Below are 15172 nucleotides of genomic sequence, written 5' to 3' on the forward strand. Positions count from 1 at the left end.
AGGATACGGGCTTACCGTGCAAGGACCCCCGGCGCCGTACGGGAGGTCGAGGGAGGAAATTCTTCAGTGCAGGGAACCTGGCGTAAGAAGAGCGGAGAATCTGGAGACGAGATCGTCCTCTCGGACATTCTAGGATTCTTCAGAGCCAACTGGAAGCTCATAGGACTGCTGACCCTGCTCTTCTCGGCGCTTGCCATCGGTCTGGCCTTGTTGCTGCCCGACCAGTACAACAAGCGGGTAACCCTCGCGGTCAGGCCCGTGCCCTCCGACCTTCAGACCTCGCTCAACCAGCCTCCCGTGATGACCCCGAAGCAGGCCGGGGACTTGGCCGTCGCATACATACAGAATGCAGACCTTGGCGGCGTAGATGCCAGCCCCACCTACAACAACGTGACCCAGTGGGTCGAGGTGGCGCTGCAGTCGCGCGACAGAGACGCCCTGAACGGTGTAGCTCCCGTTCTGGTCGAGGCCGTGGAGAACGGCTTCAGCACGAACTACGAAGCGGCCTTCCGCGCCGCGGTGGAGACCGAAGTCACTCAGCTGAGGCGTGGATTGGAGAACCAACGGGAGATTCTTGAGGACCTGGACAACCAGATCGAGCAATCAGGTCCCGTACAGACCGGAGGGACGGAGGACGTCGCGGCCATAGTACGGCTCCAAGCCCTAGAGACCGAGCGCGCCGACCAGAACGCCGCTATCGCAGCAGACGAGAACAGGCTGGCTTACCTTGAGGAGGCGCTGCGAGACCTACCCCAGAGGGCGAGAGATGCGACCTCCGTGGAGGTCCTGGAGGAGTCCGGAACACCCCAATCCCGCTCCCTCGTGCCGCTGATGATCCTCGCCGTCCTCTCCAGCCTCGTGCTAGCGGTCATCGTCGCCATCGTTCGAACGGCGGTACGGGGGACTAAGTGAGCGGTGGGATAGCCCCGTCGTCTTCCTTTGTCGCTACCATAAGCAACTCCTCGCCGGCGCTCGAGTCGAACAACAAGACCAGCGAGAGTAAGTACTGATAGGCGTGCCCGCTAAACTTATCGACCATGGAGCTCGGCGGCTGCCCGACCGCGGGCGATGACCTTCGAATTCGCCGACTCTCGATGAAGATACCGTAAGCCCCACGTACGGTGGTTTCGACCGTCGCTCGGCTCAAGCCGGCAGCCTGAGCCGCCAGGGCCAGAGTCTTTCGGGAGAACAGTACAAGGTGCCTCGGCGGGTCCAATGGTAGCCAAGCCACTCCGAAAAGCCGGTGACCCAGCGACGCTGTGTTCGGCGTAATCACGATCAAACGCCCACCGGGTTTGAGAACCCGCCGACACTCGCTGAGAAACTCTACCGGGTGATGCACGTGCTCTATGACGTGGCTCATAACCACAGCATCGAAGCGGTTCGAAGGGTAGTTCTGACTCTCAAGCGTCCCTAAACGGACATCGAGACCATAGCTGCGGCGGGCTACTTCTACGGCGTCGGCGTCGAAGTCTACACCCTCTACCTCCCATCCCAGTCGGCGTAGCTCCTTCATCGTCTCGCCTGCTCCGGAGCCAACATCTAGCACTCGCCCTCTGTCTCGACCCGGGAGGTACATGACGCTGCTCTCTATCATTTGGCGCTCTTCGGGGTGCAGGTACGCGAGCCGGCTCAAAAGCCGCTGCAAGGGTTTTACTTTCGCCTGCGCATAGCCGAATCTGAAAGCTAGGTATCCACGGCGTACATACTCGCGTAACAAGCGCGACGGGCTGCTTGGCGGCGCCTTGACGGAGTGCGTGTAGTAGGTAGCGTAGATCTTCCCGATGTCTTCCTCCGTGGGGCGCGGGTCCGAGAATAATAGACCGCAATCCTGACACCTCTTGAGCGACCACTCGCCGGGTGCTCCGAAGACGCGATCGCTCAAACCCTCATATGAGACGTTCCGTTTTTTGGTGCCGCATACGGGGCAGTGCGTCACGCGCTCCGTACGTATCCCACTGTTGTTCACCTACGGATCTCCTTTTCGCGAGCTTCGCTCTTCGCATGGGAGCCCGAACACTATTGCGACCGAAGACCCACTACATGGCAAGGAAAGTAGCCTAGCAGGTCCAACGAAGGGGCTCAAAAGACGTGGTGGCATAGCGGACGGTATGTTGGAGGCCTCCGCAGTTGTAGATGGGTTTTTACAACAAGGATTTCACCTTATAAGATGCCGTCCTGTGAACTTTGGGCAGACCTTCCTCGTTGCATGACCAGTGTCCTTCTCACCGGGGGTACGGGATTCATTGGGGGACATCTGCGTCTGGCGCTTCGTGACCAGCCGGTTGTGTTGCTGGGACGCAGCAAACCGAACTTGTACCGCAACGAGCGCTGGGCGAATACAAACTTGGCGCATGCTGTCCCTCGGGAGACGTTGGAGGGCAGCGAGGTGCTCTGCCATCTGGCTTACTCGATGTCGAGTGGTCGCAGCAACCTCAACTACAATCGGCACCTGATCGATGCCGTCAACCGCTGTCCAGACGTCCGACATGTGGTGCTCATGAGCTCTACCTCGGTCTACGGTTCCACCACGTCTGCCGTGGTCGACGAAGCAAGCCCCTGTACCCCTGTTGGAGAATATGCCGAAACCAAACTCGCGTGCGAGTTGGCTTGGCGAGAGGAGCTTCGCGACAACTGCGCGCTTACCGTACTGCGCCCCAGCACGGTTATCGGGCCAAACAGTGTGGGTCTTCTATCCATGATCCAAGATGCCTTGCGCCGGCCTATCCTGGGTCCCGTAAAGCGTAGTGTGCTCTACCACCGCTCAGTCCACTACGTGGCCGTAACCAACGTCATAGCTGCGGTTCTCTTTTCTATGCACCGCGAGAGAGCGACGATGCGAGAGATTTACGTCGTTGCGGATGATCATTACCCCGAGAACAAGAGCTACGCGGCTATGCAGGATGCGGTTAGGATAAGTGCAGGGCAACGCCCCTGGCCAGGCATTGCTCTGCCGCATCGAGTATTGCCGTTGCTAGGAAGCCTCACTAACCGTCCGACCCTTGGTTTGAAGCGGGTTTTCTCCTCTGAGAAGATCCACGGTGCAGGTTTCGGGGACGCAACCACCTTGTACGATGAGGTAAAGCGTACGGTAGCTAGCTTCGAACGGTACACCGTATGAATCTCGTCCACCTCATGAGGCCCTCCTCCGGAGGATTTTTTGAGTAGGTCGCATGAGGAAGGCACGCCAAGCCTGACTAGCGGTAGTCTGCTCGCGCGCAACGCCTACATCAACCTCGTCGGACAAGTTCTACCCATACTAGTCGCCATACTTGCCATACCTCTGCTCATCAAAGACATGGGGCAGGACCGTTTTGGTGTGCTGGCCCTGGCGTGGAGCGTTATGGGGTACTTTGGGCTGTTCGACTTCGGCCTTAGCCGCGCAACGACGAAGTTTGTGGCAGAACATCAGGCCCGCGGTGAGCCCGATGTGATTCCCGGTTTAGTGTGGAGCTCGACACTCTCCCACGCTGCGCTTGGCCTCCTAGGTGGAGGCATCCTGCTGCTGCTCACGCCATGGCTTACGGGCTCCGTTCTAAACATACCGGCGGAGTTGCTGGGAGAGGCACAAACGTCGTTCTATCTGCTCGCGGTCTCGGTGCCGCTAGTGGTCACTACAGCGGCACTGCGCGGCGTGCTCGAAGCGGTCCAAAGATTTGACCTTATAAACTTGGTGAAGATACCGGCCAGCATGATCAACTACCTTGGCCCTCTACCTATCTTGCTGTTTACTGATAGCTTGGTCTCGGTGGTCGGCTTTCTAGTCTTCAGCCGCGCCCTCGTGTTGCTAGTTCACTTCTTCCTCTGCTTGCGCGTTATGCCCTCACTCTCGCACAGTTTCGGCTTCGAGTTTGCCCGCATCAAGCCGTTGCTCGGCTTTGGCGGTTGGCTCACGGTCTCCAACTTCATTGTCCCCTCGATTTCCTCGATAGACAGATTCATGATTGGAGCAGTCGTTTCTCTGAGCGCGGTTACCCTTTACGCGACCCCCTTCGAGGTCGTGACGAAGCTGACCGTATTCTCTGCTAGCTTGCTCTCTGTTCTGTTCCCGGCTTTCAGCGCCCTATCCGTAGGGCGTGAGAAAGACCTGTACCGCCTCTACGGGCGGGCGTTCAAGTACCTACTTGTTCTTGTGGCCCCCATAGTTGGCGTCCTCCTGGCTCTCGCTTATGATCTCCTGGCGCTGTGGGTAGCTCCAGATTTCGCGCGCTACAGCGCTCCTGTGACGCAGTGGCTGGCGATCGGTGTCTTGGTACGCGTCTTGGCAAACGTACCCATGACCGTACTGCAGGGCATCGGAAGGGCGGACGTCACCGCTAAACTGCAGCTTCTGCAGTTGCCGCTGTATGCGGCGGGAGTTTGGTTCCTCGTAACCCAGATGGGCATAGTTGGCGTCGCTATAGCCTGGACTTTGCGAGCTGTAGTAGATGCAGTAATGATGTTTGTTGCAACACGTCGATTGTTGCCCGTACCCGCGGAGAAGCCCGAAGCGCACTTCTCTTGGACGAACATCATCGTCATCTCTGGAGCACTTCTGATATTTCTTGGTGTAGGGTCGTCGCTGTCGGAAGTGGTTATCCTAAAGTTCGTTGTAGTGGGAATGTTATCGCTAGTGTTTGTTGCGTGGGAGTGGTTCTTTTTCCTTCAGCCCGCCGACCGCGAAGCCTTCTTGAAGGCGGCTAGACCTTTGAGAGGTATGGTCGGAAAGAACTCAAGGAAAGAACCGCAATAGTAGCCTCAATGCAAGCCAATAGTTCTGTGAACCGGTAACTGGCGGTGGCGAAACTTTCGAGGACGGTCTCACTTCTAACGATGATCTTCCCAATGCTAGACTGCGGAAGGATGAGGGCTTTACGCGCCAACTCGATCGTTTATTCTTCCCAGTGCAGATATGTTGTGGCGTGCGCTTCGTACGGCGCTAGCCTGGGTTGGGCGCGAAGAAGTGAGCACTCGACCCTTGAGCTTCGTCCAAACTTCAGAGCATGCAAAGTGGGTGTTTGAGAGCGTGACACGGGGCGCCGAAGGGCGAAATCTTGGACTTGGCATAGATGTCGATCCGGGAAACACCGCCTCTACCTTGACCAGAGAGAGGATCAAGGTACTTTACATAGCTGGCTGGGGAAGGAGCGGGAGCACGATCCTGGACAACCTGCTCGGGCAGCTTGAAGGGTTTTTCTCCGTTGGAGAGATTAATTGCCTGTGGGAACGGAATCTTCTGGGAGATTGGCTCTGTGGTTGCGGCAGATCATTTCGAGCATGTCCGGTTTGGTCTGAGGTGATGAAGTCGGCGTTCGGCGGCGTCCAAAATATAGATGCGCGGAAGATGATCCGGCTGCGCGACAGCGGTGCCCGTACCCGTCACGTGCCACTGATGCTAACGTCTCTCGCGGAGCCGCTGCTCAAGAATCGCTTGTCAGAGTACGTGAGCAACCTTGACAGGCTCTACCGTGGGGTGAAGAGCGTGACAGGGAGCAGGGTCATAGTCGATTCCTCCAAATCCCCCGCCTACAGCTATGCATTGAATATGGTCCCCGGCGTGGATTTATACGTGGTGCATCTCGTGCGCGATCCTAGAGCAGTGGCATATTCTTGGCAGCGCAGGAAGAAGGTAGATCCCAAGATGGACGGGCTGATGGTACGGTACGGTCCTTTTCGCAGCAGCGTGATTTGGAGCGCATGGAATGTCGTAACAGAAGCGTTCTGGAGCCGTAGATCCTCGCGATACCTTCGAATACGCTACGAGGATCTCGTTGCTGACCCTCTGAAGACCCTGAGGCGGATACCGGGTTTGGTAGGGGAAGATGCTAAGTTACCTGATGTAGAAGGGCGCACAGTAGAGCTTAAAGTTACCCACACTACGAGCGGCAATTTGAGTCGGTTCAAGACCGGAACGGTGGAGCTGCGGCCGGACGAGGAATGGCGTGCAAGTATGAAGGTTAGCGACAAGAAACTCGTCGGAGCTCTGACTTGGCCCCTGCGCAGAAGGTACGGGTATTTGGACCGACCTAGCTAGCGTGAGCGAAGCTTTCCGACGCCGTTTTGGAAGGAACTCATTACATGCAATAGGTCAAGAGGCACATTCAGGATCACGCTCTCTAGAGACAACGGCTATACCGCTTGTAGCAAGATGGTCGAAGCACTGATATGCGTGCTTGAAGAAACAGACGCCCTTGTTCCTGAACCGAGCTTCGATACATGCCCTCGACTCGAGCACGTAGCTGAATACAATCCGTGGTGGAGCGGATCTTCTGGATTACCTGCCTTCAAAATATCCCGTGTACTCGGTACAGGGCGTCGAGATGAGCGCGCAAAGTCGTGCGCCTCGCGCTGGCGCTTGGTCGGTACCGATTCCTAGCTCAAACTAGCTGGACAAAGATGGCCCAATTGCACGATCTCTCTCCCCTCGCCGCCTGTCACTCTTCGGGTGGAGGAAGTAGTGATGCCGCGAGGCAGAGAGAGGTGGAGGATGGGACGCACGATCAAGCTGGCTGTGGCGATGGCGATGATCCTCGCTCTGGGCGCCGGTACCGCACTGGCCGCGACGGTGGTCGGTACGGCCGGCATCGACAGGCTGCTCGGCACGAACGGGGACGACGAGATGTACGGGCTGGCGGGCAACGACTCCATGGACGGCCGAGGCGGCAACGACTCGATGGCCGGAGGCCAGGGGAACGACACGATGAACGGCGGCCTCGGCAACGACTCCATCTTCGGCGGAGCCGGCAGCGACGAGCTCTATGACGGGTCTTCCGGTGACGACTATATCCAGGCCAACGGCGACGGGACCAGGGACAACGTCTTCTGCGGCGACGGCTTCGACAGGGTAGTGGCCGGCCCCGAGGACGTGGTCGAGGACAAGCTTGCCAAGGAGACGAACAGCGGCCACAGGCACGACGACTGTGAGAGGGTCTTCGTCAGATAGCCGCAAGCCTCATACGACGCGAGTGGAAGAGGGAGCCGGGTGCACCGGCTCCCTCTCTCGCGGGGCGCTTGTCGCCGTTAACTGAGGCCGGAACGTCGGTGCTAAACTGCTGCGTTGATGCGCGTCCTCAACGTGAACATGACGCTGGATCTCGTACACGGCGGGGGGACGGCGGAGCGGACCTTCCAAATCAGCCGCAACCTGGCGAGAGCCGGGGTGGACTGCGACCTCCTCGTCCTCGACCTCGGCCTGACGGTGGCTCAGCTCAAGGCCCTCGATGGGGTGCGCGTCTTCGCCTTGCCCTCCCTGAACAGGCGCTTCTACGTGCCGGCGGTCTCGCCGACCAAGATCCGCCGGGTAGTAAAGGACGCGGACGTCGTGCATCTGATGGGGCACTGGACGCTGGTAAACGCGCTGGTCTACCTCTTCGCCCGCTACATGAAGAAGCCGTACGTCGTGTGCCCGGCCGGGGCGCTCCCAATCTACGGTAGGTCCAGGCGCTTGAAGCGTCTCTACAACGCCGTTATCGGCAGGAGAATCGTCCGCGACGCCGACGGCCACGTGGCTATAGTGAGGGGTGAGATCCCCCAGCTGGAGGACTACGGCGTGCCGGCGAAGGGCGTTTGCGTGATCCCTAACGGCATCGAGCCGGCGGACTACCGGTCTCACGGGCAGCCCGCCCTGCGCGACGAGCACGGCGTCGGCGACGCCCCCTACGTGCTGTTCGTCGGGCGTCTCAACGAGATCAAGGGTCCCGACCTCTTGCTGGAAGCCTTCGCCGCCGCGAGCGGCGAGTTCCCGGAGCACCACCTGGTCTTCGCCGGCCCGACGAGGGGATGATGAGGGGCCTGCGCGAGACGGTGCGGCGGGCGGGCCTCGAGGACCGAACCCACTTTGTAGGGCACCTTGGGGTGAGGAGAAGTCCCGCGCCCTCCACGCCGCCGCGCTGCTCGCCGTCCCCTCCAGGCAGGAGGCGATGTCGATCGTGGCGCTGGAAGCCGGGATCTCCGGTACCCCGGTGCTCCTCACGGACCGCTGCGGGTTCGGTGAGGTGGCCGAGGTGGGCGGCGGGCAGGTGGTCCCGGCGACGGTCGAGGGCCTGCGGGCGGGCCTGGACGGGATGCTGAAGGACACGGAGGGGCTCGGGCAGATGGGGGAGAAGCTCCGCGCGTTCGTCGCCGAGCGGTACACCTGGGGCACCGCCGTCGAGAGGTACCTGAAGCTCTACCGCCGCATCCTGGGGTTGACGGAGCCTTAGGGCTACGGGCCCGGCGCGACGGGGCAGGAGGCCGCAGCCCCCGCGCCGAACGCGGCCATCGCGGCGCACGTCTGGAGGTTGCCCTGGCGCACGAAGACCGGCGACTCGCCCAGCGGAGCCGGGTAGCTCCCGAGCACGGCCGGCCCTCTCACCATCGTCTTGCGGCGCACGTCGTACCAGGTGCCGGACGGCACATAGATGTCGCGGGAGGCGGCGGGAGTAAGGATGGGGGCGGCCATGATGGCGTCGCCGAGCATCCACTGGTCCTTGACGGTATAGGTGGCGGGCTCCCTCGGGAAGTCGAAGAAGAGCGGTTTCATGATCGGCTCTCCCGCCGCGACTGCCTCCTGCGCGCGCTCCCAGATGTACGGGGCGAGGCGCCGATGCTCCTCGATCGCCGCCCGGTAGAGTGCCATGGTCTCCTCGTCGTAGGCGTTGGTCTGGCCGGTACTGGGGTTGGTGACGCCCAGCGGGGAGGTCGAGGAGTACATCATGGGCATCAGCGAGGACGCCTGGGCCCACCTCACGAGCACGGCCTTCTCGGGCGGCGGGCCGTAGAGTGAGCCCCCGATCATGTCGGTGGTGACGAACGGGTGGCCGATCGTCGAGAGGGCGAGGGCCTGCGGCACGGCCACCTGCAGCGATCGCCAGTCCGTGGATTTGTCCATCTGCCGCATGGCGAACCCGTAGCGCTGCGACCCCCACCACGGGACGCGAACCCCGGCGCCCTGAAGGTCGAACCCGTCCACGAACTGCGCCCCGATACGGGTGTAGTCAGCTTGCGTAAGCCCGGAGCGGGGGGCGCACTTCTTGTCGAAGAAGACGGTGTCGAACTTGAAGCCCTCGACCCGGTAGCGCTGCATCAGGCCGCGCAGCTTCCCCTCGTACCAGGCACGGGCCTCCGGGTTGGCCAGGTCCACGAGGGCCGAGTCCCTCTCGTACGGCGTGGGCACCATGCAGGGCTTGCTCCGGTCCGCCCCGTCGGGTAGCAGGTACCCGCGTTGGCGGGCCTCCGCGTAGCTCGCCGAGTCCGGCTCGACGTAGAAGCCGACCCACAAACCCAGGTCGTAGCCGAGCTCGTGTATGCGGCCGGACATCGCCTGCGGGTCCGGGAACCTCGCCGGGTCGAAGGAGAGGTCCCCCCGGCGGCGCTCCCAGCCGCCGTCTACCTGCACCGCGTGGCCGGCGAGGCCATTCGACGCCAGGCCCTCGGCGTACCCGACGACCCCCTGCTGAGTTGGGGTCCTGTAGAACTGCGCCCAGGTGTTCCACAGCGGTTTCTCGAACTGCTCGTAGGAGGGGTCGATCTTAGCGGGACGTCCCGTGACGCGGATGTAGTGATCGTAGACGGCCCTCGGGGTGCTCTCGACGAACGTCACGTCGTTGTAGACGTTGCTGCCCTTGATGTAGAAGCGTCCGAGGCCGTCGCGGCTCTCGTTGGTCGAGTGATCCATGGGCCGGTTGGTGTTGACCCATAGGCCGGCGGACGTCGAGGTGAACCAGAAGGGGGCGCGTACCTGGTAGATGGAGGGGTCGAAGCTCTTACCGCGGCGCACCTCACCCGCGCTGAGCGGCCAGGGCTGCTCCAGGGGCTCCACCTCACCGTAGCCGTACCAGTGGCCCGAGGGACGCAGGTCGTAAACCATCCCTATCTGGTCCGCCGTGCCCGTGCCGCGTATGGACCATGTCGTGCGGTAACGGCCGGGCTCCGGTGTGATCGCGTAAGAAATTCCGTAACCCGGCGACGTGGTCGCGAGGTCCAGGCGCAGCACCTTGCCGTCCCAGCCGAAGCCCCTGACCTTCGTGGACCCGTACCACGAGCCGCGCATCTGGAAGCGGGCAGGTCCGGGGGACGACGCGAGCACGTTCGTCCCGCCGCGCGTCGTCGTCACCCGGAAGGGCTCGCGGGCGACCTTGACCTCGTAGCCGGGGCTGCCGCTCGCCGGCGGCACGGAGAGGATGATCTGCCCGTTCTTCTGGTAGACGCCGGCCGCGGGAGGCAGAGTTTCCCACTCCCGCGTTCCCCAGGATGCGACCAGGCCGACCCCTACGAGAAGGCCTACGAGCAGGACGCACCCGGAGAGGATGCTTGAGCGGTGCCTGCGGCTCTTGGAGCCCATCTACCCCTCCCGGGCTCGTCGACCTGGAACAGGCATGATTATGCCGGCGATCGAGCTCCCTCACAACCTTGCCGGGTCTTGCGTAGCGGCTTTGCTATCATACGCGGGTGTTTAAGTCCGGGAAGTTCGAGGAGTCTCGTACACGAGGGCGCTCCGCACCCGGAAGCCTCTCCGCCTCGCTCTCCCTCCGCAAGAATCTGCTCTGGACCTTTATGGGTTACGCGGTCTACGTCGGCTGCCAGTGGGGGATGCTTGTCGTGCTCGCCAAGCTCGGGAGCCCGGAGATGGTCGGCAGGTTCGCGCTGGGGCTTGCGATCACAGCCCCGATCATCCTCTTCGCCAACCTGGGTCTGCGCCCCTACCAGGCGACGGACGCCGAGCGCCGCTACGACTTCGGCGAGTACCTCGCCCTGCGCCTACTCTCCACGACGGCGGCGCTCCTCGCGGTCCTCTGCGTCGTACTCCTCACGGGTTACGGACCGGAGACCGCGCTGGCGGTGGCCCTGGTAGGTGTGGCGAAGGGCTTCGAGGCCGTGAGCGACATCTTCTACGGGCTTCTCCAGCAGCGCGAACGGATGGACCGGGTCGCGAAGTCGATGATCTTCAAGGGCCTACTCTCGCTCGCGGGTCTCGCCGTAGCGGTCTACCTCACCGGGAGCCTGGTCTGGGGCGTGGTGGCCCTCGCGGCGGCCTGGGCCCTGGTCCTGTGCTTCTACGACCTGCGTAGCGGCGTCGCGATGCTCGGAGGCTCTTTCCCGCGTCCGCGATGGGGAGCGGGGAGGCTCGGGACCCTGGCGCTCACGACCTTGCCCCTCGGTCTCGCCGTGGTGATGACCTCGCTGAACGCCAACGTACCCCGGTACGTGGTCGAGGGTTACCTCGGCACGCGGGAACTGGGCATCTTCGCGGCTATGGCCTACCCGGTCGCGGCGGGGGCGACCGTGGTGGGGGCTCTCGGACAGTCCGCGAGCCCCCGTCTCGCAAAGCACTACGCTAGCGGCGACCTTCGGGCCTTCCGCGCGCTCCTGATAAAGCTGTTGGGGGTGGGCGCGGCCCTGGGGGGGGTGGGGCTGCTCGTGGCGGCGGTGGCCGGGCGGGAGATCCTGAGCCTTGTTTATACGCCGGAGTACGCCGATCATGCGAACGTCTTCGTCTGGCTGATGGGGGCTGCGGGGATCACCTACATGGCTTCCTTCGTGGGTTTCGGGATGATAGCCGCCCGTAAGCTCCGGGCGCAGGTCCCGCTGTTCGTCGGGGTGATCGGGGTCACGGCCGTTTCTTGCCTGTTCCTCGTGCCGAGCCTTGGCCTCGTCGGGGCGGCCGTGGGGACGATGCTCGGGGTGGTTTCCCAACTCGTTGGAGGGGGCAGCGTGATCCTGCGCGCGCTCGCCGCTTCGCGGGGCGGGGAGGGGACGGCGGGGTGAGGATACTGTTCGTGCTCCCGGCCTACTACCCCGCCTTCGATTTCGGTGGGCCGATACCGGTGGCCCAGGACCTCGCCAAGCGCTTCACCGCCCGTGGCCACGAGGTGACGATCCTGACGACGAACCTCCTAACGGGGAGGTCCAAGCTCGGCAAGAAGACAGAGGAGCGCGAGGTCGAGGGCATAAGAGTGGTCTACCTCAACAGCGTCGCCCGCTACCACTGGGTCGGGATCACCCCCGGCGTCTACGGCTTTCTCCGCCGCGAGCTGCCCGGCTTCGATGTAGTGCACCTCTACGGCTTCCGGGAGTTCATCAACCTCGCGGTGGCGAGGCGGGCGCGTGCCACGGGCAAACCCTACGTCCTCCAGGCCCTCGGTACCACCACCCGACAGAAGCGCAGCCTGGTCAAGAAGCTCGTCTACGACACCCTATTCGGCTCGTCCGTCCTCAAGAACGCAGCTTCGCTTATCGCCAAGAGCGAGGTCGAGCGGAGGCAGTACGAGGGGGCGGGGATCTCGCCGGAGAAGATCTCCCTGATCCCGAACGGCATGGAGATCCCCGAGGAGGCCCGCCGTGTAATCCCCGGCAGCTTCCGCAAGGCGTACGGGATAGGCGCAGACGAGACTCTGCTCCTGTTCCTCGGCAGGATCGACCCCATAAAAGGTCTGGATCTCCTGATCAAGGCGTTCGCCCGCACGAAGGGCGCGAGGAGCATCAAGCTCGCTGTCGTGGGGCCGGACGAGGGGCGAAAAGGCGAGTTCGAGAAGCTGGCGCGGGAGAGGGGGGTGGGGGACTCGGTGGTGTTCACGGGAGGGCTCTACGGCGCCGGCAAGTGGGAGGCCTACACCGACGCCGACGCCTACGTACTTCCCTCGGTCTTCGAGAACTTCCCCCGCACGGTGCTGGAAGCGATGGGCTGCCACACGCCCGTCATCATCACCGACCGCTGCGGCATCGCACCCCAGATAAAGGACCGCGCGGGCCTGGTCGTCCCCTACGACGAGGACGCTCTGACGGAGGCGATCGGCAGCCTCGTGGAAGATCCCGCGTTGCGCGAAAAGCTCGCCGAGGGCGGACGGCGCGTGCTCGAAGAAGAGTTCTCCTGGGAGCCGGTGGTCGCCGAGCTCGAGGCCCTGTACGCCCGCGCGGCAGGCGGAGACGCAAAGTAGCGCGAGGGCTTCGAATTCGGCCCCGATATGGAGTAAGGTAACGCCCCGAGTTTTCGGCTGAGATTTTAGGAGTGCGCAAATGAAGTGTCTGATTACGGGCGGAGCCGGTTTTATAGGGAGTACCGTGGTGCGGCACCTCCTCGAACGTGGCCACGATGTTACGGTCCTGGACAACTTCTCGACCGGCTACGAGGCTAACCTGGAACCGTACTCGGAGGCCAGGCTCGTACGGGGGGACATCCGGGACGCCGAGGCGGTGAGCGGGGCGGTCGCGGGCAACGAGGCCGTCTTCCATCTCGCCGCCAGCGTCGGCAACAAGAAGTCCATAGACGAGCCGGTCTACGACGCGAGCCACAACGTGCTCGGCACGATCAACGTGCTGGAAGCGATGCGTGCGCACGACGTGGGCAACATCGTCTACTCCTCCTCGGCCGGCATTTTCGGCGAGCCGCAGTACCAGCCGGTAGACGAGAAGCACCCGGTCGAGCCGGACTCCCCGTACGGGGCGACGAAGCTCTGCGGCGAGAAGCTCGTGCTCTCGTACATGAAGCTCTACGGGATCAAGGCGGCGTGCCTGAGGTACTTCAACGTGTATGGCGAGAACCAGCGCTTCGACGCCTACGGCAACGTCATCCCGATCTTCGCCGCCAGGATCGCGCGCGGCGAGAACATCAACATCTTCGGCGACGGCGAGCAGACCCGCGACTTCATCGACGTCGCGGACGTGGCCGCGGCGAACGTCGCGGCGGCCGAGAACCCCGACGCGGGGGGCACGTTCAACATCGGTACCGGCACGGAGATAACGATAAATCGGCTGGTGGAGATCCTGCGCGGGGTGACGGGGGAGGACTTCGAGGCGGTGTACGGGCCGCCCCGTCCCGGAGACGTGCGGCACTGCACGGCCGACTCGACGCGGCTGCACAACGTCCTGAAGATCTCCCCGAGCACGGACGTCGCCGGCAACCTGGAGCGCTACTACGCCTGGATGGTTCGGGATCCCATCTCCATCGAGAACGTGCTCTCCGTGGGGACCTCCTGAGCCCCTCGATTTGAACGTACTCATAGTCTCGCAGTACTTCTGGCCTGAAACCTTCCGCATAAACGACCTCGCGGAGGGCCTCATGGAGCGTGGGCACAGCGTCACGGTGCTTACCGGAAAGCCCAACTATCCGGGTGGCGCGCTCTTCCCCGGCTACGGCCTCTTCCGGCCGGTGCGCCAGGAGTACAAGGGGGCGAAGGTGATCCGGGTGCCTCTGGTGACGCGGGGGAACGGTCGTGGCAGGCGCCTCGCGCTGAACTACCTCTCCTTCGCGGCCTTCGCGAGCTTGCTCGGTCCAGTGTTGCTTCGGGGTAAGGTCGATGTGGTCTTCGTCTTCGAGCCCTCGCCCGTAACCGTCGGGCTCCCGGGCATCGTTATGAAGAGAGTAAAGCGCGCCCCGCTCATGTTCTGGGTGCAGGACCTCTGGCCCGAGAGCATCGCCGCGGCCAGCACCATGGACTCCGAGAAGGTGCTGGCTTGGGTGGGACGCGTGGTGCGCTACATCTACCGCCGGTCCGATAAGGTGCTCGTTCAGTCCAGGGGATTCATCAACAGCGTCGAGAAGTGGGGGGCTCGGCCCGACGACGTGCTGTACTACCCGAATTGGGCCGAGGCCCTCTACAAGCCCGCGAGACCAGAAGAGGACGCTCCGGAGCGTCGCGAGTTGCCGGACGGCTTCCGCGTGGTGTTCGCCGGCAACATCGGCGCCGCCCAGAGCTTCGAGACGATCCTCGCCGCCGCCCGAAAGCTCCAGGATCGGCCCGAGATACACTGGGTCATCCTCGGCGAGGGACGACAGCGCAAGTGGGTCCAGGAGCAGATCGGGAAGCTCGGTTTGGAAGGTCGGGTGCACCTGCTCGGCAGGCGGCCCGTGGAGGATATGCCGCGCTACTTCGCCCTCGCCGACGCCCTGCTGGTGTCGCTGAAGCGCGATCTGATCTTCTCTCTCACGATCCCCGGCAAGGTTCAGTCCTACCTCGCCTGTGGCCGGCCCGTGATCGCCGCCATCGACGGAGAGGGCGCCCGCGTGGTCGAGGAGGCAGGCTGCGGGAACACCGCCGCCGCGGAGGACGCGGATGCCCTGGCGAACGCGGTACTCGACATGTACGAGGCCGAGCCCGAGGAGCGCGAGGAGATGGGGCGCAGGGCACGAGCTTACTTCGAGGAGCACTTCGAGCGGGAGAAGCTGTTCGACAGGCTGGAGGAATGGATGGACGAGCTGATCGGAGGTAAACGCTAG

13 protein-coding genes are annotated in these 15172 nt (G+C 62.9%); 11 read left to right on the forward strand and 2 right to left on the reverse strand.

From position 1 onward, the window contains the following. Window positions 1–66 precede the first annotated feature (66 nt). Window positions 67–912 (forward strand): Wzz/FepE/Etk N-terminal domain-containing protein, encoded by an 846-nt coding sequence (locus GBA65_RS03350; RefSeq protein ID WP_166395372.1) that lies wholly within the window; start codon window positions 67–69, stop codon window positions 910–912. Here GBA65_RS03350 and GBA65_RS03355 read toward each other — a convergent pair. Next, window positions 905–1969: a class I SAM-dependent methyltransferase gene (locus GBA65_RS03355; RefSeq protein ID WP_166395373.1), complete on the reverse strand. Its 1065-nt coding sequence runs from the start codon at window positions 1967–1969 to the stop codon at window positions 905–907. The two genes, GBA65_RS03350 and GBA65_RS03355, sit on opposite strands and share 8 nt — an antisense overlap. Before the next feature lie 240 nt (window positions 1970–2209). Between GBA65_RS03355 and GBA65_RS03360 the strand changes: the two genes are divergently transcribed. The 6 genes from GBA65_RS03360 to GBA65_RS22735 all read left to right on the forward strand — a co-directional run bounded on the left by GBA65_RS03360 (window position 2210) and on the right by GBA65_RS22735 (window position 8180). Further along, window positions 2210–3121, forward strand: a complete 912-nt coding sequence (locus tag GBA65_RS03360) for an NAD-dependent epimerase/dehydratase family protein (protein ID WP_166395374.1) — start codon at window positions 2210–2212, stop codon at window positions 3119–3121. 39 nt (window positions 3122–3160) lie between these two features. Beyond that, a complete protein-coding gene (locus GBA65_RS03365) occupies window positions 3161–4732 on the forward strand; it encodes a flippase (RefSeq protein ID WP_166395375.1) in 1572 nt (523 codons plus the stop codon). 225 nt (window positions 4733–4957) lie between these two features. Further along, the gene (locus GBA65_RS03370) at window positions 4958–6013 is read left to right on the forward strand and encodes a sulfotransferase (protein WP_166395376.1); all 1056 of its coding nucleotides are present in this window, start codon (window positions 4958–4960) and stop codon (window positions 6011–6013) included. A 453-nt stretch (window positions 6014–6466) separates the two neighbouring features. Continuing rightward, complete coding sequence (locus GBA65_RS03375; RefSeq protein ID WP_166395377.1) at window positions 6467–6922, forward strand: calcium-binding protein; 456 nt, start codon at window positions 6467–6469, stop codon at window positions 6920–6922. Between the two features lie 117 nt (window positions 6923–7039). Beyond that, window positions 7040–7762, forward strand: a complete 723-nt coding sequence (locus GBA65_RS22730) for a glycosyltransferase (RefSeq protein ID WP_207956115.1) — start codon at window positions 7040–7042, stop codon at window positions 7760–7762. Between the two features lie 106 nt (window positions 7763–7868). Continuing rightward, on the forward strand, window positions 7869–8180 hold the full coding sequence (locus tag GBA65_RS22735) for a glycosyltransferase family 4 protein (RefSeq protein ID WP_207956321.1): 312 nt from the start codon (window positions 7869–7871) through the stop codon (window positions 8178–8180). Between the two features lie 2 nt (window positions 8181–8182). On the opposite strand, the gene GBA65_RS03385 is transcribed toward GBA65_RS22735, so the two are convergent. Beyond that, window positions 8183–10300: a glycoside hydrolase family 31 protein gene (locus tag GBA65_RS03385; RefSeq protein ID WP_166395378.1), complete on the reverse strand. Its 2118-nt coding sequence runs from the start codon at window positions 10298–10300 to the stop codon at window positions 8183–8185. Between the two features lie 212 nt (window positions 10301–10512). On the opposite strand from GBA65_RS03385, the gene GBA65_RS03390 reads away from it, so the two are divergent. From GBA65_RS03390 to GBA65_RS03405, 4 genes are all read left to right on the forward strand, one after another. After that, on the forward strand, window positions 10513–11724 hold the full coding sequence (locus tag GBA65_RS03390; RefSeq protein WP_166395379.1) for a lipopolysaccharide biosynthesis protein: 1212 nt from the start codon (window positions 10513–10515) through the stop codon (window positions 11722–11724). After that, window positions 11721–12893 carry a glycosyltransferase gene (locus GBA65_RS03395; protein WP_166395380.1) on the forward strand — a complete coding sequence of 391 codons (1173 nt, stop codon included), beginning with the start codon at window positions 11721–11723 and terminating at the stop codon, window positions 12891–12893. Before GBA65_RS03390 ends, GBA65_RS03395 begins: the two co-directional genes overlap by 4 nt. 79 nt (window positions 12894–12972) lie before the next feature. After that, the gene (locus GBA65_RS03400) at window positions 12973–13932 is read left to right on the forward strand and encodes an NAD-dependent epimerase/dehydratase family protein (protein WP_166395381.1); all 960 of its coding nucleotides are present in this window, start codon (window positions 12973–12975) and stop codon (window positions 13930–13932) included. 10 nt (window positions 13933–13942) lie between these two features. After that, a complete protein-coding gene (locus GBA65_RS03405; RefSeq protein WP_166395382.1) occupies window positions 13943–15172 on the forward strand; it encodes a glycosyltransferase family 4 protein in 1230 nt (409 codons plus the stop codon).

Source organism: Rubrobacter marinus, assembly GCF_011492965.1.
GTDB classification, from domain to species: domain Bacteria; phylum Actinomycetota; class Rubrobacteria; order Rubrobacterales; family Rubrobacteraceae; genus Rubrobacter_F; species Rubrobacter_F marinus.